22 protein-coding genes are annotated in these 21348 nt (G+C 74.3%); 12 read left to right on the top strand and 10 right to left on the bottom strand.

Going from position 1 to position 21348, the window contains the following annotated elements:
- Positions 1–123: 123 nt before the first annotated feature.
- Entirely contained in the window at positions 124–780 is a 657-nt protein-coding gene (locus ACZ4M8_RS13110) for a type III effector protein (RefSeq protein ID WP_467606335.1), read from the top strand.
- 202 nt (positions 781–982) lie between these two features.
- Here the strand turns inward: ACZ4M8_RS13110 and ACZ4M8_RS13105 are convergent, their stop codons facing one another.
- Positions 983–1906 (bottom strand): LysR family transcriptional regulator, encoded by a 924-nt coding sequence (locus tag ACZ4M8_RS13105; RefSeq protein WP_467606333.1) that lies wholly within the window; start codon positions 1904–1906, stop codon positions 983–985.
- A gap of 212 nt (positions 1907–2118) precedes the next feature.
- Between ACZ4M8_RS13105 and ACZ4M8_RS13100 the strand changes: the two genes are divergently transcribed.
- The 4 genes from ACZ4M8_RS13100 to ACZ4M8_RS13085 all read left to right on the top strand — a co-directional run bounded on the left by ACZ4M8_RS13100 (position 2119) and on the right by ACZ4M8_RS13085 (position 6306).
- Complete coding sequence (locus tag ACZ4M8_RS13100; protein ID WP_467606331.1) at positions 2119–3009, top strand: 3-hydroxyacyl-CoA dehydrogenase NAD-binding domain-containing protein; 891 nt, start codon at positions 2119–2121, stop codon at positions 3007–3009.
- Between the two features lie 65 nt (positions 3010–3074).
- On the top strand, positions 3075–3986 hold the full coding sequence (locus ACZ4M8_RS13095; protein WP_467606329.1) for an SMP-30/gluconolactonase/LRE family protein: 912 nt from the start codon (positions 3075–3077) through the stop codon (positions 3984–3986).
- A 717-nt stretch (positions 3987–4703) separates the two neighbouring features.
- The gene (locus ACZ4M8_RS13090; protein WP_467606327.1) at positions 4704–5255 is read left to right on the top strand and encodes a transglycosylase SLT domain-containing protein; all 552 of its coding nucleotides are present in this window, start codon (positions 4704–4706) and stop codon (positions 5253–5255) included.
- Between the two features lie 361 nt (positions 5256–5616).
- A complete protein-coding gene (locus tag ACZ4M8_RS13085; RefSeq protein ID WP_467606326.1) occupies positions 5617–6306 on the top strand; it encodes an HNH endonuclease family protein in 690 nt (229 codons plus the stop codon).
- Positions 6307–6507: 201 nt separating this feature from the next.
- Here ACZ4M8_RS13085 and ACZ4M8_RS13080 read toward each other — a convergent pair whose 3' ends face one another.
- Positions 6508–7527, bottom strand: a complete 1020-nt coding sequence (locus ACZ4M8_RS13080; RefSeq protein ID WP_467606325.1) for an SGNH/GDSL hydrolase family protein — start codon at positions 7525–7527, stop codon at positions 6508–6510.
- 639 nt (positions 7528–8166) lie between these two features.
- Here ACZ4M8_RS13080 and ACZ4M8_RS13075 point away from each other — a divergent pair.
- On the top strand, positions 8167–9564 hold the full coding sequence (locus ACZ4M8_RS13075) for an isopeptide-forming domain-containing fimbrial protein (RefSeq protein WP_467606323.1): 1398 nt from the start codon (positions 8167–8169) through the stop codon (positions 9562–9564).
- A 156-nt stretch (positions 9565–9720) separates the two neighbouring features.
- On the opposite strand, the gene ACZ4M8_RS13070 is transcribed toward ACZ4M8_RS13075, so the two are convergent.
- Genes ACZ4M8_RS13070 through ACZ4M8_RS13045 form a run of 6 tightly spaced genes read right to left on the bottom strand, consistent with a single transcriptional unit; the run spans position 9721 to position 13551 of the window.
- Entirely contained in the window at positions 9721–11526 is a 1806-nt protein-coding gene (locus ACZ4M8_RS13070) for a complex I subunit 5 family protein (protein ID WP_467606320.1), read from the bottom strand.
- Entirely contained in the window at positions 11523–11870 is a 348-nt protein-coding gene (locus ACZ4M8_RS13065) for a sodium:proton antiporter (RefSeq protein WP_467606317.1), read from the bottom strand. The genes ACZ4M8_RS13070 and ACZ4M8_RS13065 overlap by 4 nt, the downstream gene beginning before the upstream one ends.
- Entirely contained in the window at positions 11867–12619 is a 753-nt protein-coding gene (locus ACZ4M8_RS13060; RefSeq protein WP_467606571.1) for an MnhB domain-containing protein, read from the bottom strand. Before ACZ4M8_RS13060 ends, ACZ4M8_RS13065 begins: the two co-directional genes overlap by 4 nt.
- Positions 12620–12621: 2 nt before the next feature.
- On the bottom strand, positions 12622–12891 hold the full coding sequence (locus ACZ4M8_RS13055; protein ID WP_467606315.1) for a hydrogenase subunit MbhD domain-containing protein: 270 nt from the start codon (positions 12889–12891) through the stop codon (positions 12622–12624).
- On the bottom strand, positions 12884–13378 hold the full coding sequence (locus ACZ4M8_RS13050; protein WP_467606312.1) for a monovalent cation/H+ antiporter complex subunit F: 495 nt from the start codon (positions 13376–13378) through the stop codon (positions 12884–12886). The genes ACZ4M8_RS13055 and ACZ4M8_RS13050 overlap by 8 nt, the downstream gene beginning before the upstream one ends.
- Entirely contained in the window at positions 13375–13551 is a 177-nt protein-coding gene (locus ACZ4M8_RS13045; RefSeq protein WP_467606310.1) for a hypothetical protein, read from the bottom strand. Before ACZ4M8_RS13045 ends, ACZ4M8_RS13050 begins: the two co-directional genes overlap by 4 nt.
- A gap of 340 nt (positions 13552–13891) precedes the next feature.
- On the opposite strand from ACZ4M8_RS13045, the gene ACZ4M8_RS13040 reads away from it, so the two are divergent.
- The 3 genes from ACZ4M8_RS13040 (at position 13892) to ACZ4M8_RS13030 (ending at position 15947) form a co-directional block, all read left to right on the top strand.
- Positions 13892–14323: an Rrf2 family transcriptional regulator gene (locus tag ACZ4M8_RS13040; protein ID WP_467606308.1), complete on the top strand. Its 432-nt coding sequence runs from the start codon at positions 13892–13894 to the stop codon at positions 14321–14323.
- 94 nt (positions 14324–14417) lie between these two features.
- Positions 14418–15170, top strand: coding sequence for an SDR family NAD(P)-dependent oxidoreductase (locus tag ACZ4M8_RS13035; RefSeq protein ID WP_467606306.1), 753 nt, complete (start codon positions 14418–14420; stop codon positions 15168–15170).
- A gap of 285 nt (positions 15171–15455) precedes the next feature.
- Positions 15456–15947, top strand: coding sequence for a GNAT family N-acetyltransferase (locus tag ACZ4M8_RS13030; protein ID WP_467606305.1), 492 nt, complete (start codon positions 15456–15458; stop codon positions 15945–15947).
- Between the two features lie 88 nt (positions 15948–16035).
- Here the strand turns inward: ACZ4M8_RS13030 and ACZ4M8_RS13025 are convergent, their stop codons facing one another.
- The gene (locus tag ACZ4M8_RS13025; RefSeq protein WP_467606304.1) at positions 16036–16872 is read right to left on the bottom strand and encodes a LysR family transcriptional regulator; all 837 of its coding nucleotides are present in this window, start codon (positions 16870–16872) and stop codon (positions 16036–16038) included.
- Between the two features lie 385 nt (positions 16873–17257).
- Here ACZ4M8_RS13025 and ACZ4M8_RS13020 point away from each other — a divergent pair, with 385 nt between their 5' ends.
- Complete coding sequence (locus ACZ4M8_RS13020) at positions 17258–18010, top strand: SDR family NAD(P)-dependent oxidoreductase (protein ID WP_467606569.1); 753 nt, start codon at positions 17258–17260, stop codon at positions 18008–18010.
- 118 nt (positions 18011–18128) lie between these two features.
- On the opposite strand, the gene ACZ4M8_RS13015 is transcribed toward ACZ4M8_RS13020, so the two are convergent.
- Positions 18129–19019, bottom strand: coding sequence for an SDR family oxidoreductase (locus ACZ4M8_RS13015; protein ID WP_467606302.1), 891 nt, complete (start codon positions 19017–19019; stop codon positions 18129–18131).
- Positions 19020–19237: 218 nt separating this feature from the next.
- Here ACZ4M8_RS13015 and ACZ4M8_RS13010 point away from each other — a divergent pair, with 218 nt between their 5' ends.
- Positions 19238–19693, top strand: a complete 456-nt coding sequence (locus ACZ4M8_RS13010) for an SRPBCC family protein (RefSeq protein ID WP_467606299.1) — start codon at positions 19238–19240, stop codon at positions 19691–19693.
- 28 nt (positions 19694–19721) lie between these two features.
- The gene (locus ACZ4M8_RS13005) at positions 19722–21344 is read left to right on the top strand and encodes a phytoene desaturase family protein (protein WP_467606298.1); all 1623 of its coding nucleotides are present in this window, start codon (positions 19722–19724) and stop codon (positions 21342–21344) included.
- The last annotated feature ends 4 nt before the right edge of the window (positions 21345–21348 follow it).

Here is a 21348-nt window from a genome sequence, read left to right as displayed (position 1 = left end):
AACACCTCCAGCAGGTTCGGGCAGTTGCTGCCAATGCGCTGCACTGAAACCGTTGTAACATGTCATCCAATGGATGACAAACCTGATGTCGTCGATACGATGACAAGCCCGAGGGAGGCGCCCGTGACAGCAGCCGACCAGCCGGCCTCTTCCCGCGCCGACGCCCCGAGTCCGGCCTCGTTCCTCGCCGCCGCGGCGGCGCTGGAAGCCATAGACGACGCCCTGTACGCCGCCCGGCACGACGCACCCGACGCCGCGGAAACCCCCGAGGTCGGCCCGGAGCAGGCGCTGGCCTCCCTCCTGCTGCTGCGGCAGGTGCGCGAGCAGCTCGCCGGATGGGAGACCGGCCTGATCGAAACCGCCCGCCACGCGGGCGCCAGCTGGGCCGACCTCGCCCGCCCCCTCGGTGTCGCCAGCCGTCAGGCCGCCGAACGCCGCTACCTGCGGGGCAGGCCGGGCGCCGCGGGCACGACCGGCGAACAGCGCGTCCAGGCCACCCGCGAACGCCGCGCGGCGCGGCGCACCACCGCCACCTGGGCCCGTCGCAACGCCGCCGACCTGCGCCGCCTCGCCGGCCGGATCACCGCCCTCGCCGATCTCCCCACCGCCGCCCGCCACCCGCTCGACCAACTCCACGCGGCCCTCGCCCACAACGACCCCGCCGAACTCCTCCCTCCCCTCGCCGCCGCCCGGCCCCACCTGGCGGCCACCCATCCCGATCTCGCCGCCGAACTCGACACCCTCACGGACTCCGCCGCCCTCCCGGCACCCCCCGACTGACCAGAGCCCGCACAGCGGCGGGGCCCGGCCTTCGAGCGGCCCGAGCGGAGCCGCACCGCCGGGCCCCGCCCGCACAGCGGGGCTCCACTCCCCGTCGCCTTCGGGCCGGAGGCGACCGGTTCCGGGCGCGGAGCGTGAGCACGAACGCGCCCCGCACCGGGCCCGACGGAGCCGTCACCCGGTGGCGGGACGGGGCGCCGGGTCAGTTGTGCCGGTCCTTCAGGGCGGTCGTCATCTCCAGCAGACGGATCACCGCGGGATCGGCGTCCGGGCGGTGGATGGCGTACACGGCGGTGTCCAGATGGCTCGCCTCCCCCAGGAGCGGGACCAGCGCCACGCCGGAAACGGCGAGATGCCGCAGGCTCTCGGGCGCGAGGCTCACGCACAGACCGGCGGCCACGTAGCTGAACAGACCGCTGAGGTCGTCGGCGACGGCCGCTTGGCGGGGGGTGAAACCCGCTTCACGGCAGGCGGTGCGGAGTTGCCCGGCGAGGACGGGGAGCGCGGCGGGGTCCGGGAGGACGAAGTCCTCGTCGGCCAGCTGGACGAGGTCGATCCCGGGGGCGTCGGCGAGCCGGTGGCGCATCGGCACCGCGGCACCGATGCGCTCGGTGACGACGACCTCGCTGACGAGGTCACCGGAGAGCCGCCCCGGATCGCGCAGGAATCCGAGGTCGAGCATTCCGTCGCGGACCTGCTCGACCACCCCTGCCGATGAGCCGTGCTGGAGGTGGACGCGGAGCCCCGGCAGGCGTTCGGCCGCCGCCCGCAGCATCGCGGGCAGGTAGAGGTGGCTCAGGAGGCTCACATAGCCGACGCGGATGCCGCCTTCCAGTCCGGAGGCGACCCGCCGGGCGCGGGCGACCGCGGCGGTCTGCAGATCGAGCAGCCGCTGCGCGTCGGCGGCGAACGCCTGCCCGGCCGGAGTCAGCCGCACGCCACCCGGGCCACGGTCGAGCAGGCGGACACCCACCGTCCGCTCCAGGCGCTGGATCGACTGGCTCAGCGGCGGCTGGCTCATGCCGAGCCGCTCGGCGGCCCGGCCGAAGTGCTTCTCCTGCGCCACCGCCAGGAACTGTTCCAGCAGGCGCCGGGAGAGGTTCATATCGTCTGCCCTATCAACCATGACTAAACCATATATTGGACAGACTTGCCCTCTCGGGTGTCGACTGGATTCCGGAACCGCCCGCCGACGCGCGGAGCCCGTTCCCCTCATCCGGCCCGGCCGATCCGCCGCCCTCCCCCTCTCTCGGAGGACATCCTCCGGAGACCTCCGCGGACAGGGGCGACGACGGGCCTTCCCGGGCTATCCGCTCTCGTACCTGTGGGGTGATTTTCATGGCGATCGTGACGATCGTCGGTGCCGGCGTCATCGGCATCTCCTGGGCGCGTCTCTTCGACGCGGCCGGCTGGGAGGTACGCATCAGCGACCCGCGGCCCGATCTGCCGGAACTCGTCCGGCGGGAACTGGCGGGCACGTCGGTGACGGCCACCCATGACCTGGCCGCCGCCGCGACCGGTGCGGACTTCGTACAGGAGGCCGGACCGGAGCGCATCGAGGTCAAGGAGGAGATGTTCGCCACGCTGGCCGCGCACACCCGCGACGACGTGGTGCTGGCCTCGTCCTCCTCGTCCCTGGTGCCCTCGGTGATCGCCCGGGGCAACCCGGCGGCCGACCGGATCGTGATCGGCCACCCGTTCAACCCGCCGGAGCTGATGCCGCTGGTGGAGGTGGTGCCGGGGGAGCACACCGCCGCCCGCACCGTCGACCGGGCGGTCGAGGTCTACCGCGAGCTGGGCAAGCTGCCGATCCGCCTGAAGAAGGAGATCCCCGGCTTCGTCGGCAACCGTCTGCAGAAGGTCTTCACCGACCAGGCGATCCATCTGGTGCAGCAGGGCGTGATCGACGTGCGGGACCTCGACGACCTCGTCCGCTCCTCGCTCGGCCTGCGCTGGGCCGTGACCGGACCGTTCGGGAGCGGGGCCCTCGGAGGGGGGCCCGCCGGTATGCGCCATCTGGTCGAGCACGTCGGCTCCCAGCTGACCTTCGACATCGGCGAACCCGACCCGGCCCGGACGGGCGAAGTCCTCGACGCGGTCGAGCGGGCCTACGGCACCGGTGAGCCGGCCTACGCACGCCTCGCCGCACTGCGCGACGAACGGACCCGCGCCGTGCTGGGGCCGCTGGGCTGGCCGGAACCCGCGTCCGAGGACACCCGGCAGCGGTGACCGTCCGCCCCCACCGGGGCGGAGCCCCGACAGATCGAGAAATACCGAGAACGAGGACGACGGCCATGCCGAAAGAGTTGCTGGCACTGCAGTTCCTGCCCGCCGAAGTGCTGCGGGTGAGCCTTCCGGACGGACAGGTGCGCACCCTGTTCGACGATGCCGGGGACTGCCCGGACGGCATCGTGACGGATTCCAGAACCGCCTTCTGGACCACCATGGGCGCCCCGGCGGTCGACCCCGGCATACCCGGCGAGGAGGGCTTCGACTTCAGCCGCCGCAACGGCGGTGTCCACGCCCGGAGCCTCGACGGCGGGCCGCGGTACGACGTGGTCCCGAGCGGAGCGCTGACGACCGGCAAGCAGCTGACCTCCGACGGGGCCGGCACGCTGTACTGGAGTGACCGCGAGGGGCGCCGGATCAGCCGGGCCCGGGTGGACGGCAGCGGTCTGACCGATCTCGTGGTGAACCCCGCCGAGGACGGGATCATGGGCGAGTGCGTCGGCATCGCCGTGGACCCCGGCCGCGGCCACCTGTACTGGACGCAGAAGGGGCCGGCCAAGGGCGGCAAGGGCCGGATCTTCCGTGCGGGCCTGGAGATCCCGGCCGGTGAGAGCGCCGCGGACCGCTCCGACATCGAGGTGCTCTGGAGCGGTCTGCCCGAGCCCATCGACCTGCACCTCAGCGGGGACCGGCTGTACTGGACCGACCGCGGCGCCCCGCCCACGGGCAACACGCTCAACCGCGCGCCCGTCCCGGCGGCCGGCGCGGCGGGACGGCCGCCCGAGATCCTCGCCGACGGCTTCGAGGAGGCGATCGGCCTCGCCGTCGACGACGAAGCGGGCATCGCCTACGTCGCCGACCTCTACGGCCACATCCGCGCCGTCCCGCTTCCGGACGGCCCCTCCGCAGGACAGGAGGCACGCGAGATCGTCACGCTGCCGAACCCGTTGACCGGCCTGTGCCTGCTGGAGCGCTAGCCCCCGGAGCATCAGCCGCCCCTCTCCGCGGTCCTGCCCTCTCCGGCGCGGCGGTTCTCGGTGCGGTGACCGGTGCGGCGGCCGTTGCCCCGGTGGTGTGCCGTTGGACTCGGGGGAAATGGCGGGCGTGGGCGCCGGAGCGGCCGGGCGCGCGCCTGCAGTGCGGGCCGTCCTGACGCACCTGCCCGGACGGGGACCCGTGATCGTTCAGGGCGGGCGTGGGCGCGGCCCCGGTCCGCTTCGGCGGGACCGGTGGCTGCGGCCCGGAGCCGGCGTGGACGCCGGTGGTGATCCCCGGCCCGGCGACGCGGGCGAGGCCGGTCGGACGGTGACCGGCGCGAGGGTTCACGCTCACCCCGAGTAGTCCGATATCGCCCGAATTGCCGTGCCGGTGTGAGGACGGGCACGGGGCCCCCGTCACACCGGAAGCCCGGTAGTAGCCGACACCGGCACCACGAGCACCCCGTGCGCCCCCGTCCGCCGTTTCCTGCTACCCGCGGTCGTAGGTCACATGTTTGCGCCGGGCGGCAGGCGTCTCGCAACGTGGTGGACGTACCGGGGAGCCGAGCGCCGGACCGGGCGGACGAACCGGATTCCGCCCGTGCCTGACCCGGCCCCACGACGCGACAGCCGCGTCGAGCACGCACCGCAGCGTGCGTGCCGCCGACCCTCTGTCGGCCTCCCCACGAGATGTCCCCCGAATGGAGAGGTACCCCCATGACTGCCACCACCGCCACCCGCTTCCGCAAGTACACGATCGCCGGTCTCGCCACCGTCGGCGCCGCCGCGGCCGCCGCCACCCTGGCCCCGACCCCGGCGCACGCCGCCCCGGCCCCCGCCCACACCACCGCCGCCGTCTCCGCCGCCACCGTGGCGCACCAGGCGGACGCGCAGGGCGGGGACGCCCAGCAGGTCGCCAAGCTGGTCGAACAGGGCAAGAAGGAGCACGGTGACAACCTCGACGGTTGGATCCGCACCGCGCTCGACGTCATGGACGCCAAGAACATCCCCGGCTCCTACGAGGGCGTCAAGAAGAACATCATGCGCGAGTCCGGCGGCAACCCCCAGGCCCAGAACAACTGGGACGTCAACGCCCAGAACGGCAGCCCGTCCAAGGGTCTGCTCCAGGTGATCCAGCCGACCTTCGACACGTACCACGTCGACGGCACCAAGGACTCGCTCACCGACCCCGTCGCCAACATCGTCGCGGCCTCCAACTACGCCGCCGACCGCTACGGCTCGATGGACAACGTCAACTCCGCCTACTGACCCACCCGGTCATCCGAGCGTCCCGGCGGAAGACACAGCCCGCCTGGGCCCCGGGGACAGCCGCTCCCCACCGGGAGCGGCGGGGCTCAGGACACCGGCGAGGCCGGGCAGGACACACCTCCTGCCCGGCCTCGCCGCGCTCTGCCCCGGCCCGCGGAAGGCGCCGGCCCCGCCGGCGCCATGAGCACGCGGCGGGACCAGACTCGTACGGACGCGCGGTCCGCGGCGGCGGTGTGCCGTTTCTGCGGTGAACTTCCGGCCGCCATCCGGGTGATGCCGCCCCGGGACATCTCCCCACGCGTGCGCCGACCGCTATCTCTCTTGACTGCCCGCATCACCGCCGGTCGAGAGGGATGAACGCATGCGCCCGATCCACGTGAAGGTTGTCCTGGCCGCGGCCACCGCGACCGTACTGCTCGCCCCCGTCACCACGGCTTCCGCCTCCGCCACCCCGCACACCGCCCGTCACGCGCCCGGCGCCGCGCCCACACGCCGGGACCTTCCCGAGCCGCCGTCGGCCGATGCCGTACGGAAGGAACTCGGCGAACTGAACGTCGCCGCGCCGCACTCGATGGACGGCTACTCGCGCGCGAAGTTCCCGCACTGGATCATCCAGTACGGCACCTGCGACACCCGCGAGGTCGTCCTGCAACGCGACGGCCGCGACGTCGTCCAGGACGACCAGTGCCGCGCCGTGTCCGGTACCTGGACCAGCGTCTACGACGGCAAGGACGTCACCAGCGCCCGCCAGCTCGACATCGACCACATGGTGCCCCTGGCCAACGCCTGGCGCTCCGGCGCGGACGAGTGGGACACCACACGGCGCAAGAAGTTCGCCAACGACCTCACCGACCCGCAGCTGGTGGCGGTCTCCGCCTCGTCCAACCGGTCGAAGGGCGATCAGTCCCCCGACCGGTGGGCCCCGCCGCTGCACTCCTACTGGTGCACCTACGCACGGGCCTGGACCCATGTGAAGTACGTCTACACCCTCAACATCACCGAGGCGGAGAAGAACAAGCTGGACGAGATGCTGGACACCTGCCCCGCATGACCGGCGGCCCGGACACCCCCTCGTACCGGGACGACGGCGCCCCGGGGCCCCTCGGGCCGGCCGGGGTGACGGCCCGGTCGGGGTGAGGGCCCCGGAGTCCGCCGCGCCACGGAGCCCCGGGCCGAGGACGGCCCCGGGGCTCCGTTCATGCCGGGATCCCGGGGCTTTTGTTCGCACGGGAGGGCGGGGCCGGGTGGTCCGTCAGCCGTTGAGGACCGCCTCGACCCCGGCGGCCACGCGTTCGGCCTGGATGTCGCGGCCCTTCGCGTTGGGGTGGGCGTACCACGGGATCGGCTGTCCGAGGAATTCGAGTTCGGAGTTCTCCAGCAGGCCGCCGATGCCCCGGTCGGCGCCGTCGCACGCCGTGTTGCCCCCGGTGTGGTCGTAGAGGTCCACGAAGGCGGCGCCGTCGTCCGCGGCGGCCTTCTCCATGAGGGCGTTCAGCCGCTTTTCGACCTGGTCCAGGAACGGCAGCGCGTCCTCGGGGGTGTCGGCGAGCGGCAGTTCCGTCTGGCCGGGGGCCGGGGTCAGGCACTTGGCGGTGTCCTGGGGCACGAGCCTGGGATAGCCGACCAGGACACGCTCGGCGTCCGGGGCGAAGAAGCTCATGCGCTGCAACATCTCGTCCAGTTCCTGTTCCACGTGCCGGAACCGGTCGTCCAGCCATGCCTTTCCGTCGTCCGACGCGAAGAAGCTCCGGCACTCGGCCGCCGGCTTGTCCGGATCCACCGGCTCCGCGGGCAGGAGAGAGGGCTCCCGGAGCTTGGCGGAGCACTGCTTGAGGATGCTGGTGAAGCCCAGCGTGTTGCCGCCCAGGCCGCCGACGATCAGCCTGGTGTCTTCCTTGAGCGCGTCCTGCTGCGCCGGGACCGTCCCGGTGCCGAAGGGCAGCTGCTGTTCCTTCCAGAAGTTGTCGATGCGCGCGCCGCCGCAGGAGACGTCCGACCGGACGTCGAGCGTGATGCCCTTGTCCGCCAGGCGCCGGGCGGCGACGGCGGGGTGGTTCTCCGTCGTCCGGAAGCACCAGCCCCTGGGGCCGTCCAGGTCGTTCACGGGAGCGATGCCGAAGTTGGCGGTGTACGAATCGCCGAAGAAGACGGTCGGCACCGGGTCCGCGGGCGCCGCGGCGGCGGGCCCCGCCGGGACGGCGAGCGCCAGGCAACTGCCCAGCGCGACGGCTGCGGCGACCGGCCGCCGCAGCCCTGGAGTTGTCCTACGCATGGTTGACGGCATACCTGTGCCCTTTCGTCGGGTCCACGGGAGAAGCGGGCGCGCTCTGATGGTCCGTACGCTCACACGTACATGCCCCGATGGCCCGGCGGGCGGGCGCCGCAACCGGGCGATCTTGGGCGCCCACTTCCCGCCGGGGCGTCCCACCTGGTCAGCCGGGTGCCGAGGCGAAGTGGCCGGCGGCGCCGGGCGCGATCGGGGCCGAACGGGGAGAGCCGGTGCGCCCGTACGAACCGGACGGCGAGGCCGCACGCGGACGGGCCGCACGGACGCCGGGGGCCGGGGCCGGACCAGGAGCGTCAACCGGCCGGGCGGCGATCCACCCCGGAGCGGGGTGAACGGGGCGGACGCCGCGAAGACTTCCGGCCCCGGCTCTCACGGGCCGGAGGGAGGCGGGAGGCGGATGTGGTGGAAGCGGCGTTCCGCGGCGGGCGGCGGGGGCAGCGGGGCGCGAGCCGTCCGGCGGCAGCCTGCGCAAACCTGCCGCGGCGGATCGGCCGGGCCTGTTCCTCCGGCGCTTTACGTGCCGGTGTGCTTCCGCTGCTCTGACAGGTGTCCGGCACCGTCGCGACGGCTCGAAGGACGGCTGATCGGCGGTGCGTCGCAGTGTCGGTTCAGAAGGGGAAGAACATGACCACGCCTCCTCCTCCGCTCCGGGTTTCCCTGGCCAACGGCAGTTTCGAAGAGCCCGGTGTGGCCGGTGTGGAGATCCTGCCGGACGCCTCGCAGACGCAGGCGGCCAAGCACGTCCCGGGCTGGCTCACGACCGCAACCGACCACATGATCGAACTGTGGCACTCCGGCTTCCAGGGCGTCCCCGCGGCCGACGGCGCGCAGTTCGCCGAACTCAACGCCAATCAGGTCTCCACGCTCTACCAGGACCTGCCGACCACCCCCGGCACGAAGCTGTACTGGAAGCTGTACCACCGCGGCCGCCAGGGCGACGACACCATGGCGCTGGACATCGGCAGGCCCGGTGCGGCGGTGGAACAGCGGCGCTTCACCGACGGCAACACCGCCTGGGGCTACTACACCGGCACGTACACCGTCCCGGCGGGCCAGACACTGACGCGCTTCGCCTTCCGCTCCGTCTCCGCCGCGGGCGGCAACCAGAGCATCGGCAACTTCCTGGACGGCATCTTCTTCGGCACGGCCCCGCACGTCGTCCTCGACAAGACCGCGGCCCCCACCGGGCCGCTGGAGGTCGGCGACGTCCTCACGTACCGCATCACCGCCAGGAACGAGGGCGGCGGCGCGGCCGAGAGCCTCGTCCTGACGGACACCGTCCCGCCGGGCACCACCTACGTGCCCGGCTCCCTGCGGGTCGTCGACGGGCCGAACGCCGGGGCGAAGACCGACGCCGAAGGCGACGACCAGGCGTCCTACGACACCGGGACGAACGCGGTCGTCTTCCGCCTCGGTAACGGCGCCACCGCCGCGGAGGGCGGCAGCCTGCCCAACACCGGGGCCCTGCCCGGAGGCACCACGGTCGAGTACCGGGTGCGCGTCGACCGGGCCAGTGGCGGCAAGCTCATCAGCAACACCGCCACCGCCACCTACGAAAACCGTCTCGGCCCCACGCCGGAGCCCCTGACCGCCACCTCCAACACCCAAGCCACGCAGATCAATCCGGCCGCCGACCTGTCCGTGGTGAAGGCGGCCGACGCGACCACCGTCACCGTCGGCCGGACGGTGACCTACCGCATCACCGTCCGCAACACCGGTCCGAACGACGCCACCGGCACCACCGTCACCGACCGGCTCCCCGACGGCCTCGCCTTCCTGTCCGCCGACGGCCCCGGCGCGTACGACCCGGTCACCGGACGGTGGACGGTGGGCGACCTCGCCGACGGCGCCACCGCCACGCTCGTCCTGCGGGCCAAGGCCACCCGGGCCGGCCGGATCACCAACACCGCCACCGCCCACGCCACCGAGACGGACCCCGACACCGGAAACAACACCGACACCGTCGCCGTCTGCGTGGAACCGGCGCCCGCCTGCTGCAATCCCTGCGCCACCGACGGCTGAGGCGCCTCCCGCCGGCCCGCGGTTCCCGGCACGGACCGAGCGGGGCGCCCGCCCTCCGTGAAGCGACCGCCCGGCGCGGGCCCGCGCCGGGCGGAGCCCGTGCGACCGCGGCAGCGCGGGGCCGGTGTCCCCCGGGCGGGCAGGGGCACCGGGCGGTCAGGCCACCAGGGCGCCCAGGAGGGTGACGCCCGCCAGGAACCAGGCGACGTAGTCGCCGACGTGGCCGGAGTGAAGCCGCCGCAGCGGGGTGAACCAGCGGGCCGGTTCCGTGGCCGGGCGCCGTACGGCCCACGCGGCCAGGGCCAGGGCCGCGGCGGTGCCGAGGAGGTCCCAGAGCACACCGGCGAGCGTCCACCGCGGCGCGGCGGTGGGCGGCGGACGCAGTTGCCGGCCGGACAGGACGGCGGCGAGGTAGCCGGGGCGGTCGGTGAAGGCGTCGGCGGCGTGCCCGGCCGCGGTGTGCAGGCCGGGGGCCGTTCCGACCACCAGCGCGCCGGCCAGCAGGAGGGCGGGCACCGCGAGCATCGAGTCCGGGATGCGGGACAGCGGCCCGCCCCGGGTCTCCGGCTCCTCCGCCTCTCCGGTCGTCTCCTCCGGCGCGTCCGGCGGGCGGGAGCCGAGGCCGAGGAACACCCGGCCGCCGGCCCGGAGCACCGCACCGCCGGTGACCGCCGACGCCACCAGGGACAGTGCCGTCCCCCAGCCGCCCGCGGCCTCCTCGGTGACGGCCTTGCCCAGCGCGGTGCCGAACGGCGGCAGTCCGGCGAGGGCCAGGGCGCCGAGCCCGAACATCGCCCCGACGCCGGGCAGTTCCCGTCCGCGGCCGTGCAGCTCCCGCTCGTCGACGCTGCCGTAGCGGTCCAGCAGGATGCCCACGCAGGCGAAGAGCGCCGCCTTGATCCCGGCGTGGGCCGGGACGTACAGGGTCACTCCCCCGACGCCGGCCGCGTCGAGCTGCGCCAGGCCGATGAGGAACAGTCCGGTGTGCGCGACCGTGGAGTAGGCGAGCAGCCGCTTGAGGTGCCGTTGCTGCCAGCACATCACCGAGCCCACCAGCGCGGTCAGCGCGCCCAGGGTCAGCAGCACGCGGTGCGCGGCGGGCGCCGGGATGCCGCCGGGGCCGGCGAAGACCGTCCAGTACACCCGGGCCGTCCCGTACACGCCCAGTTCGACCATCACCCCGGACAGCAGTATGCAGACGGGGGTCGGTGCCACGGCGTGCGCGTCGGCGAGCCAGAAGTGGAACGGCACCGCGGCGGCCTTGACGAGCAGTCCGGCGACGACGAGTACGAAGGCGGCGGTCACCAGCGCGTCCGGACGCCCGCCGGTCCGGGCGCCGAGGGCCTGACCGGTCTGGGCGAGGCCGAGTTCGCCGGTGCGGGCGTAGAGCAGGGCGATGCCCGACAACGTGGCGTAGGCGCCGAGGGAGTTGACGATCCCGAACACCAGGCCGCCGTGGACGGCGCGGGCCTCCTCGACGCGGTAGCCGGTGAGCGCGTAGGCGACCACGCTCATCAGCTCGAAGAAGACGAACGCGTTGAACAGGTCGCCGGTCAGGACGAAACCGCACATGCCCGCCTGGAAGAGCAGGACCAGCGCCGGGAAGGAGCCCGCCCGGCTCCGGGGCGGTTCGTCGAAATACCGCCAGGCGTAGGCGAGGGACGCCAGCACCAGCAGCGAGACCAGGGCTGCGAGCCCGAGACCGGTGCGGTCCCCGACCAGGACGATGCCGACGCCTTGCCCGTGGTGCGGCCGCCAGCCCCCCACCCACTCGACGGGCCGCTCGACGGACGGCGGGGTGGCCGCCGCCGCGCCCAGGGCGAGCGCCGCGGTCCCCGCCGCGAACAGGCAGGCCAGCAGTTCGGCGGCGGGCCTCGGCAACCGGCGGGTCGCCCCGGCCAGCACCGCGGCGCCGGACAGCGGAGTGGCCACGATCAGCGGCAGGAGCCGCGCGACGGTCATCCCCGCAGCTCCGACAGCTGATCGGGGTCCACCGTCCCGTGGCGCTTGGCGATCTGTACGACCAGGGAGAGCAGCAGTGCGGTGACCGTCGCCCCGATGACGATGTCCGTGAGGGTGAGGGCCTGGACGACGGGGTCGACGACCGGGCGCGAGCCGGGGGCGATGTCGCCGAAGACCGGGGCGGTTGCGCCCCCGCGGTAGCCGATGGCGAGCAGCAGGACGTACGTCGACGCCTGGCAGACGGAGAGGCAGCCCACGGCGTGGAGGAGATTGCGGCTGGTGGCCAGCCCGTAACAGCCGGCCAGGAACAGCCACCCCGCGCTCAGGTACGGCAGCACGCTCATGCTCCGCCCTCCGTGGCCGGGCCCGGTCCTTCGTCCTCGATCTCCACGGCCTGGTCCAGGAAGCGGGCCAGCAGGACCACCACACCGGCCGCGACCTCCACGCCGATGGCGGCGTTGAGCAGCGGTACGGTGCCGCCGGAGGCGAGGGTGTTGAAGGTGCCGTGGGGCAGGAAGTTCGTCAGGAACGCCGCGCCGGTCAGCAGTCCGGCCGCGCCCAGCAGGAGGTAGCCGGCCTCGCCCGCGGCGTCCGCCACCTCGTACAGTCCGATCGGGCGGATGCGCTCCAGCGCCCGGTAGTCCACGGCGATGTAGAGCAGGTGGAGCGCGGTCGCCGCCACCACGCCGCCCTGGAAGCCGCCGCCCGGACTGAGTTGGCCGTGGGCGACGAGGTACAGCCCGATCAGCAGGGTGACGGGCAGCACCAGCAGGGCGTAGCGGCGCACCGGGGGCGCCACCCGGACCGGTTGCGGCGGCAGCCGGTCCTCGTCGCGTGACTGCCGCAGCAGGACGACGGTGCCCAGGACGGAGCCGAAGAGGATGGATTCCTCACCGAGGGTGTCCAGCGCCCGCTGGTCGAAGTTGACGGCGGCGACGGTGTTGGCGGTGTGGCGGGCGAGCGCGGCGCGCACCGCCCGGTCGCCGTAGGGGTGCCACGCCCCGCCGAAGGCCGGCAGGTCGCGGAAGGCCAGCAGATACAGCACGGCGGTGCCCAGGCCGCCGAGGGCCAGCACCCACAGGCGCGTCCGCATGGTCACCGGCGGCCCTCCCGGCGCCCGCCGCGGGCCCGGCGGCGCACCTTGCGCACGGACAGCAGCACCATCAGCGGCGTCAGCGCGGAGCCGACCGCGAGCTGGGAGAGGGCGACGTCGGGTGCCTGGAGCAGCAGGAACAGCGTGGCGAGGGCCAGGCCGAACATCGACATCACGAAGGACTGCCGCACCGGGTCGCGTACCAGGACGGTGCCGGTTCCCGCCACGGTCACCAGCAGCAGCCCGAGCAGCAGGGGGAGCCCGTCAGACATCGCCGCCCCTGGTTTCCGCCGGGCTGCCGAGTGCGTGTCCGGTGGTGCCGGGGGCGGTCACCGCGCGGGTCGCGCTCCCGCTGCCGAGCAGCAACAGGGCGCCGATGACCAGGAGTTTCACCAGGGCTCGGCCGGGGCCGGCGGCGAGGCACAGGGGCAGCAGCGCCACCGGCACCGCCAGGTAGCTCACCGCCGTGACCGAGCGCAGCGCGCCGGTGCGCGGCGGGTGGGCCGCCAACTCGTCGGCGAGCAGCCGGACGTAGAGCAGGGTGCCGGCCGGTCCCAGTGCCGAGAGGACCAGCGCCGTATCGGTGTAGGCCGGGCGGTGGAACCCCTGGGCGAGCAGGAGGAAGACCAGGCACAGCAACGTGCAGGCCAGATTCTGTGCCGGGATCCGGCGGTGGATCGGGCCGGTGGCCGCTCCCCACGCGGCCGGTGCCACACCGCAGAGGAGCAGTGCGGTGGCCGCGCCGGTCCAGGCGTTCACCGGCCACCGGCCACCCGCCGCGTCCCGCGGGCGGCGACCGACGCCACCGCGCCGGCACCGGCGCCGACCAGCCACTCCAGGGTGTCCAGCGGTCCGACCAGCACGGCCCACAGCAGCGTCAACGCCGTCCACCAGCCGAGGAGTTCGCCCCCTGCGCACAGCCATCGGGCCACCGCGTACCACCTCTCGCCGCCCGGGAACCCGGCCCCAGGCTCACACGCGGGGCCACGCGGGTCCGGTCAGCGCGCCGCGGGGTACTCCGTTGGGGGTCGCGGACCGCGGCGACGCCGACGCGGGTGCGCCCCCCCGCGGGCCGCGGTGCGGGCAGGTCCGGCAGGACCACGGCTGTGCGGGTGGCCGAGGTTTCCCTGCCCGGCCACCGGCGCGCCGCCGCTCTCCGCTCCGTTCGGCGAACCGGTACAGGTGGCCGGCAGGGGTTGCCGGACCCCGTTGTAATAATTATTGTTACGACTATCCGGCGTCACCGGCACGGCGAGGGAGGTGGAGGTCGACGTGAGCGCCAACAGCAGGCTGACCATCGCGGCGCACGCTCTGACGTGGATCGGGCTGTACCAGCGGCGGGGGCACGAGGTCGCCACCTCCGAGCAGATCGCGGGGAGCGTCAACACCAACCCGGTGGTGATCCGCCGCCTGCTGGGCGAGTTGCACAAGGCGGGGCTGGTCACTTCGCGGCGGGGCGCGGGCGCGGGCTGGACGCTCACGCGGGACCCGGCGGCGATCACCCTGCTCGATGTGTACCGGGCGATCGAGCCGGGACCGGTCTTCGCCCTGCACCGCGCGGCACCGAACCCCGAGTGCGTCGTGGGCCACGGCATCGGGCCGGCGATGACCGCCGTGTACGACGGCGTGGAGGCGGCGCTGCGCGAGGAGTTGACCAGGACGACGCTGGAGGACGTACTGCGCGACGTCCTCAAAGCCGCCTGACCTCGGCCCTCGGCCTCCCCCGTCCGGAGGGGGCCGCCTTTCACACCCATTGACGTAACAATAACAGTTACATTGATGAGAACGGGAGATTCTCATGGGACAGCTGGACAACAAGACCGCCCTCGTCACCGGTGCCTCCAGCGGCATCGGTCTGGCGATCGCCCGCCGTTTCGCCGCCGAGGGCGCGTCCGTCCACCTGACCGGCCGCCGCAAGGCCGAGCTGGACGCCGCCGTCGCACAGGTCGGCCCCCGAGGCCACGCCGTCCAGGGCGACATCTCGGACCCCGCCGACCTCGACCGGCTCTACACCGAGATCACCCACCGCAGCGGCCGCCTGGACATCGTCGTGGCCAATGCCGGGGTCGGCGACTACAGCCCGCTCGGCGCGATCACCGAGGAGGAGTTCGAACGCACCGTATCGATCAATTTCAAGGGCACGGTCTTCACCGTCCAGAAGGCACTGCCACTGCTGACGGCCGGCGCCTCGGTGATCCTGCTCTCGTCCAGCTCGGCCCTGCGGGCCACCCCGGGCCTGAGCGTCTACGCCGCCACCAAGGCAGCGATCCGCAGCCTCGCCCGCACCTGGGCCGCCGAACTCGCCGACCGCGGAATCCGCGTCAACGCCCTCACCCCCGGCCCCGTCGAGACCCCGGGCCTGAACGAGCTCCTCGCCGCCTTCCCGTCCGGCGACCGGCCCACCGCGGCCGAAGCCGCCCCGCCGACCCCGCTCGGCCGCATCGGCCGCCCCGACGAGATCGCCTCCGCCGCCCTCTACCTCGCCGGCGACCACAGCACGTTCACCACCGGCGCGGAACTGTTCGCCGACGGCGGCTCCACACAGCTCTAGACAGCGAACCGGCAGGCGCTCCTACAGCCCGACGGAACGCTCACGAGGCTCGGCGGGCCGCCGAGGTCAAGCCCCCCGGGGGCCGCGGCCCGCCCGGCGCCTCGGGAGGACCGGGAGGCCCAAGGACGACGGGCAAAGGACGGGGCCGCACCGCGCCCTCGTCCGCCCGGTCGGCGCCTCCACCAGCCGGACACACCGGGAGGCGGCCGGGCACGGGCCGGGTGACGGGGTGTCACCTTTCGAAACCGGTTGGCGCAGACCCCGCCCCTCGGCTACAGAGCTCTCATGACCTCGTGGCATCTGACCCCCGAAGCCTTCGACACGACGGACGCGACCAGCCTGCGGCGGGACTACTACGACGAGGTCGCCAGCCGCTACTGGAAGCGGCCCGCGACCTGCGAAGAGATCGATCAGGGCCTGGCCGGCGACGGCGTGGAACTGCTCACCCCGCCCACGGGCCAGTTCCTCGTGGGCCGTTTCGGCGGCGCGGCCGCGGCGTGCGGCGGAGTGCTGATGCTGGATTCCGGGCGCGCCGAGCTCACCCGGATCTACCTGCGGCCCGCCTTCCGCGGAAGGAAGGGCGCCGGCCTCCTGCTGGAGCGGCTGGAGAGCGAAGCGCGCCTGCTCGGCGCCGCCCGGATGGTCCTCAACACCCGTCTGGACCTGGTCGAGGCCCGCTCCCTGTATGTCCGCCACGGCTACCGCGAGATCCCGCCGTACCGCACGGGGCCGTACATGGAGGTCTGGTACGGCAAGGATCTCGGCCGGGCCGGCTGACCGGCCCGCGTCTGCTCCCCGCCGGGGCTCGCCCCTGGCCTCGGCCGTGCGGGGCCGCTTCCCCGAGGGTGGCCGGCCGAGGGCGGGTTCAGCCCCGTCGCAGCGATACGGCGGCGGCGAGCAGCGCGGTGACGTGCGCGCGGTGGTCGTCGTCCCGGCGGGCGATGACGATCCGGCTCGGTCCCGCGTCGGGAACCGGAACGCACACGATGCCCGGGGGCACGGGTGTGATGAGTGAGCGCGGCAGCACGGCGACGACGCGGCCGATCCGGACCAGCGCGACGAGCCCGGCCCCCTCGGAGACCTCGGGTCCGCTCCCGCCACCGGGCACCCCCGGCCAGCGCGGGAAGACCTCGCCGTCGAGTTCGGCCATGGCGATGCTGTCGCGGGCGGCGAGACGATGCCCCTCCGGGAGGACGGCCACGCGGTCCTCGACGTGGAGCGTCTCGGCGGCGAGCCCGGTGAGGTCGTCGAACGGGGCGTAGAGCAGGCCCGCGTCGGCCCGCCCGTCGAGGAGCAGCTCGGTGCGGTCGGCGGCGCCGCTGAAGAGGATGTCGACCTGCCGCGCCGCGGGGTACCGCGCGTAGGCGCCGAGGATGCCGGAGAGCAGGTTCGCGTCGCCGCCGGGCTTGATGACGAGCCTGAGCGGTTCACCGGCGGCGGCCCGCTGCGCGTTCCGCACGGCGACGGTCATCGCGTTCAGCGCATGCCGTCCGTGCTCCAGCAGAGCGGCGCCGGCGGGGGTCAGCGCCACACTGCGGCTGGTGCGGTCGAAGAGCGTGACGCGCAGCCGGGACTCGATGCGCCGGATGGTCTTCGACAGTGCGGGCTGCGCGACGGCGAGCCGGGCCGCGGCACGGCCGAAGTGCAGCTCCTCCGCGACCGTGACGAAATACCGCAGCTCCCTGACCTCCAAGTGATCCATGCCTACAGGTTATCGATCGAGGCAGCACAGGTCTTGGACGCAGGCGGCGAACTGGTGGTCGGATGGGGGCATGTTGCACCACACCCTGTTCGTTCAGTTCACCGAACCGATTCCCGAGGCCGATCTGGAGCACTTCCTGGCGGACCTCGAAGAAGCCGCCGCGGGCACCGGCGTACTCCGGACGTTCGCCGCGCGGCGCCACCTCCGGGTCCCCGGCGAGGAGCAGATCCCGGCGTTCATCGCCACCGCCGTAGTCCAGCTCGGCGCCGCCGACCTGGAAGCGCTGGGGACCCTGTTCGCCGCGCCGGAGGTCGGCGAGGCCTTCGGCAACCTGGCGCGCCCGCCACCCGTTCACGGCGGCCTGGGCGAACCACGAGGCGCTGGTATGAGCGACCTCACCGGCCGGGCCGGCCTGGTCACCGGGGCCGGCAGCGGGATCGGACGCGCCGTCGCCCGCGGTCTCGCCCGCCGGGGCGCGGCGGTGGCCGTCCTCGACCTGGACGAGGCCGCGGCACGGGAGACCGCCGGGGAGATCACCGCGGCGGGCGGCCACGCGGTCGCCGTCCCGGCCGACATCACCCACGAGGACGCCGTCCGGTCGGCGGTCGGCCGGGCCGCGGCGGAGTTCGGACGGCTCGACCTGGCCGTCAACAACGCCGCCGTCACCTCCGGCGGGCAGCCGCTGACCGGGATGACCGGGCCGGAGTGGGAACGGGTCCTGCGGACCAACCTCACCGGCACGTTCTTCTGCCTCAAGCACGAGATCCCCGTACTGCGCCGGGCCGGGGGCGGGGCGATCGCCAACATCGCCTCCGGCGGCGGCCTGTACGCCATCCCGCGATCCCCGGCGTACGTGGCGAGCAAGCACGGCGTCATCGGGCTCACGAAGTCCGCCGCCGTCGACCACGCCGCCGACGGCATCCGCGTCAACGCGCTCGCCCCCGGGATGACCCGGACCTCGCGGCTGGAACAGGTCGCCGGGGGCACCGACATGATCGCCCGCCACGAGGCACTCACCCCGCTCGGCCGCCTCGCCACCCCCGAGGAGGTCGCCGACGCCGCGATCTGGCTGTGCTCGGACGAGTCCGCCTACATCACCGGCACCACACTCGCCGTGGACGGCGGACGCCGCGCCTGACCTCTCGACGGCGTCGGCGACCGCGTCATCCGGGACCTGCTCCCGGGCTGCCCCGCCGCCGGGCCCGCTCCGCTCGGGCGGGCCCGGTCCCGGGCGGTCCCGGGCGGTCCCGGGCCGTTCAGCCGGGGCGCCCGCGCTCCGGAGGCCGTTCCGCCGCCTTTCCGCCCGCGCCGAGCAGACCGGTGGCGGCCAGGGCGGGGCGGTCGGTGAGGCGGGCGCACACCTGCCGTGCGCCGCGGGTGACGAGCCCCGGCAGGGCCGCCCGAACGGCCTGCGCGGCGCGTAGCCAGGGCGGCGTGTAGACGGCGCGGGCCCGCCGTTCGACGGCTCCGGCCAGGCGGGCGGCCACCGGCTCCACGCGGTGCGTGGTCGAGGCGGGCCACGGCAGGGCGGTGCGCAGCAGCCGGGTGGCCGGGTACGCGTCGGCGGCCCGGATCATCTCCGTGGCGGTCCAGCTGAGGTAGGCGATCCCGACGGCCACACCGCGGTGGGCGACTTCCGCGCGCAGCGCGTGCGCGAACGCCTCCGCGCCCGACTTGGCGGCGCAGTACGCCGACAGCAGCGGTGCGGCGGCGATACCGGCCAGGGAGGAGATCTGCAGGTAGTAGCCGCGGGTGCGCAGCAGCCCCGGCAGGAAGACGCGGGCGGTCATGGCGGTGCCCAGGAGGTTGACCTCCACGGTGCGGTTCCACGTCTCGGGGGCGGTCGCGAGGAACGGGCCGCCCTCCGCCACCCCGGCGTTGGCGACGACCACGGACGGCGGGCCGAGACGCCGGGTCACCTCGGCGGCGGTCCGCGCCATCGCGGCCCCGTCGGTGACGTCGACCGGCCAGTACACGTGGGCGCCGGGCAACGCGGCGCACACCCGGGCGAGTTCGTCCTCCTCCAGGCCGAGCAGGGCCACGGTGGCGCCGCGCCGCGCGAGCGCGTGCGCCAGGGCGGCACCCACGCCTCGGGCGGCTCCGGTGACCACGGCGACGCGTCCGCGGAGCGGCCGTTCTGCGGTCATCTTCCGGTCGTGCCTCTCTGCGCGGCGCGGCCGGTGGCCGCGCGGGGGACGGGGGCACTCCGGGTCCACCGTACGGCCCGGGGGCCGGATGTGCCTGTGCACGGCGGGGGCGCCGGGGTCTTCGCGGTCCCGGGCGGCCGGGTCCGGTCGTCCGCCCTACGCTGGAACGACGGCTGACGAACGGCTCCACCGATCGACGAGGGACGGAGGCGGGACGCATGGCGGTGCGGCATCGGCTGATCAGACGGGCCCCGGAGACGGTCTGGGCGGTCCTCTCGGACCGGGACCGGTACGCGGACTGGGTCGTCGGAACGGACACCTCGCGGCCCGACACGGGCGACTGGCCCGAGGAGGGCGCACGCCTGGCCTACACCGTCCGGCTCGGGCCGTGGACCCTGCGCGGCCGGACCACCGTGCGCCGCTGCGTACCGCCCCGGGAGCTGGAACTGGAGGTGGACAGCGGCGCGCTGGGGACGGCCCGGATCGCCATCGACGTCCGCCCGTGGGGTGCCGACACCCTCGTCATCGTCGACGAACATCCCCTGGCCGGGCCCGGCGGCTTCCTGCACAACGCCGCCGTCGACGCCTGTGTCCAACTGCGTCACCGCCCCATGCTGGCCCGGCTCGCCGCGGTGGTCGAAGGATGTCCGCCGGACACCGGCCGCCGGCCGTGAGCCTCCGGGTGCGCAGGAGGGAGCAGCGATGCCCGACGCGGTGGTGATCGGCGCGGGTCCCAACGGTCTGGTGGCCGCGAATCTGCTGGCGGACGGCGGGTGGACGGTCGAGGTGCTGGAGGCACAGCCGGAGCCGGGCGGCGCGGTCCGCAGCGACCGCGGCGTCCACCCCGGCTACGTCAACGACCTGTGCAGTTCCTTCTACCCCCTGGCGGCCGCCTCGCCGGTGCTCCGCGCGCTCCGCCTGGACGCCTGCGGCCTGCGCTGGAGCCACGCCCCGCGGGTGCTCGCCCATCCTCTGCCGGACGGCCGGTGCGCGGTGCTGGAGCGGGAGGTGGCGGACACGGCACGGGCACTGGACGGTTTCGCCGCCGGTGACGGGGCGGCCTGGCGCCGGCTGTGCGGGATCTGGGACCACGTCGGCCAGGACCTGATCGGCGCCCTGTTCGCGCCGTTCCCTCCGGTGCGTGCCGGGGCACGGCTGCTGGCCCGGCTGCGGGTGGCGGGCGGGTTGCGGCTGGCGCGGACCCTGCTGCTGCCGGTGCGGCGGCTGGGTGAGGAGGAGTTCCGCGGTGAGGCGGGCCGGCTGCTCCTCGCCGGGAACGCCCTGCACGCCGATCTCGCGCCGGAGGCGGCGGGCAGCGGGGGTTTCGGCTGGCTGATGTCGATGCTCGGCCAGTCGGTGGGGTTCCCCGTTCCCGTCGGCGGCGCCGGGGAGCTGACCGCGGCCCTGGTGAGGCGGTTGGCGCGGCGCGGCGGCGTGGTGCGGTGCGGGGAGCGCGTCACCGAGATCGTGGTGCGCGGCGGGCGGGCGGTGGCGGTGCGCACGGCGGGCGGCGAGGAGGTGCCCGCCCGCCGGGCCGTCCTCGCGGACGTCTCCCCTCCGGCGCTGTACGGTGCGCTCCTCGACGCCCGGCACGTACCCGGGCAGCTCCTCGCCGATCTGCGCCGCTTCGCCTGGGACTTCGCCACCTTCAAGGTCGATTGGGCGCTGGACGGTCCGGTGCCGTGGACGGCGGAGCAGGCCGCCGCGGCGGGCACGGTCCATCTGGCCGACGGGGTCGACGGATTGACACGGTTCGCGTCCCAACTCGCCATGGGCCGGGTGCCGGACCGTCCGTTCGCGCTGTTCGGGCAGATGACCACCGCCGACGTCACCCGCTCCCCCGCCGGTACGGAATCCGCCTGGGCGTACACCCACGTCCCGCAGCGGGTGCGCGGCGACGCGGGCGATACCGGGCTGACGGGGGCGTGGGACCGGTCCGAGCAGGAGAGCATGGCGGACCGGGTGGAGCGCCAGGTGGAGCGGTACGCACCCGGGTTCCGCGCCCGCGTCCGCGCGCGCCGGGTGCTGGCCCCGCCCACGCTGGAGGCGCTGGACGGCAATCTGCACGGCGGGGCGATCAACGGTGGTACGGCCTCCTTGCACCAGCAGCTCGTCTTCCGTCCGGTGCCCGGCACGGGACGCCCGGAGACACCCGTCAAGGGGCTGTACCTGGCGTCGGCCGGGGCCCATCCGGGCGGCGGGGTGCACGGCGCGCCCGGCGCCAACGCCGCCCGCGCGGCGCTGCGCGCCTGGCCGCCGCCCGCGGTCATGAGCCGGGCCCGGCGCGCCCTCGCCCGCCGGGACGGCCGCACGGGCCGGCCCTGAGATC

The organism is Streptomyces sp. NPDC027185, from assembly GCF_055567035.1.
This window is presented reverse-complemented; position numbering and strand designations above follow the sequence as displayed.

Excerpts from the sequence above, each read along its gene's own strand:
- ACZ4M8_RS13105 (WP_467606333.1), bottom strand. The coding sequence starts at position 1,906 with ATGGTTGATAGGGCAGACGATATGAACCTCTCCCGGCGCCTGCTGGAA.
- ACZ4M8_RS13100 (WP_467606331.1), top strand. The coding sequence starts at position 2,119 with ATGGCGATCGTGACGATCGTCGGTGCCGGCGTCATCGGCATCTCCTGG.
- ACZ4M8_RS13095 (WP_467606329.1), top strand. The coding sequence starts at position 3,075 with ATGCCGAAAGAGTTGCTGGCACTGCAGTTCCTGCCCGCCGAAGTGCTG.
- ACZ4M8_RS13090 (WP_467606327.1), top strand. The coding sequence starts at position 4,704 with ATGACTGCCACCACCGCCACCCGCTTCCGCAAGTACACGATCGCCGGT.
- ACZ4M8_RS13085 (WP_467606326.1), top strand. The coding sequence starts at position 5,617 with ATGCGCCCGATCCACGTGAAGGTTGTCCTGGCCGCGGCCACCGCGACC.
- ACZ4M8_RS13080 (WP_467606325.1), bottom strand. The coding sequence starts at position 7,527 with ATGCGTAGGACAACTCCAGGGCTGCGGCGGCCGGTCGCCGCAGCCGTC.
- ACZ4M8_RS13075 (WP_467606323.1), top strand. The coding sequence starts at position 8,167 with ATGACCACGCCTCCTCCTCCGCTCCGGGTTTCCCTGGCCAACGGCAGT.
- ACZ4M8_RS13070 (WP_467606320.1), bottom strand. The coding sequence starts at position 11,526 with ATGACCGTCGCGCGGCTCCTGCCGCTGATCGTGGCCACTCCGCTGTCC.
- ACZ4M8_RS13065 (WP_467606317.1), bottom strand. The coding sequence starts at position 11,870 with ATGAGCGTGCTGCCGTACCTGAGCGCGGGGTGGCTGTTCCTGGCCGGC.
- ACZ4M8_RS13060 (WP_467606571.1), bottom strand. The coding sequence starts at position 12,619 with ATGCGGACGCGCCTGTGGGTGCTGGCCCTCGGCGGCCTGGGCACCGCC.
- ACZ4M8_RS13055 (WP_467606315.1), bottom strand. The coding sequence starts at position 12,891 with ATGTCTGACGGGCTCCCCCTGCTGCTCGGGCTGCTGCTGGTGACCGTG.
- ACZ4M8_RS13035 (WP_467606306.1), top strand. The coding sequence starts at position 14,418 with ATGGGACAGCTGGACAACAAGACCGCCCTCGTCACCGGTGCCTCCAGC.
- ACZ4M8_RS13030 (WP_467606305.1), top strand. The coding sequence starts at position 15,456 with ATGACCTCGTGGCATCTGACCCCCGAAGCCTTCGACACGACGGACGCG.
- ACZ4M8_RS13025 (WP_467606304.1), bottom strand. The coding sequence starts at position 16,872 with ATGGATCACTTGGAGGTCAGGGAGCTGCGGTATTTCGTCACGGTCGCG.
- ACZ4M8_RS13020 (WP_467606569.1), top strand. The coding sequence starts at position 17,258 with ATGAGCGACCTCACCGGCCGGGCCGGCCTGGTCACCGGGGCCGGCAGC.
- ACZ4M8_RS13015 (WP_467606302.1), bottom strand. The coding sequence starts at position 19,019 with ATGACCGCAGAACGGCCGCTCCGCGGACGCGTCGCCGTGGTCACCGGA.
- ACZ4M8_RS13010 (WP_467606299.1), top strand. The coding sequence starts at position 19,238 with ATGGCGGTGCGGCATCGGCTGATCAGACGGGCCCCGGAGACGGTCTGG.
- ACZ4M8_RS13005 (WP_467606298.1), top strand. The coding sequence starts at position 19,722 with ATGCCCGACGCGGTGGTGATCGGCGCGGGTCCCAACGGTCTGGTGGCC.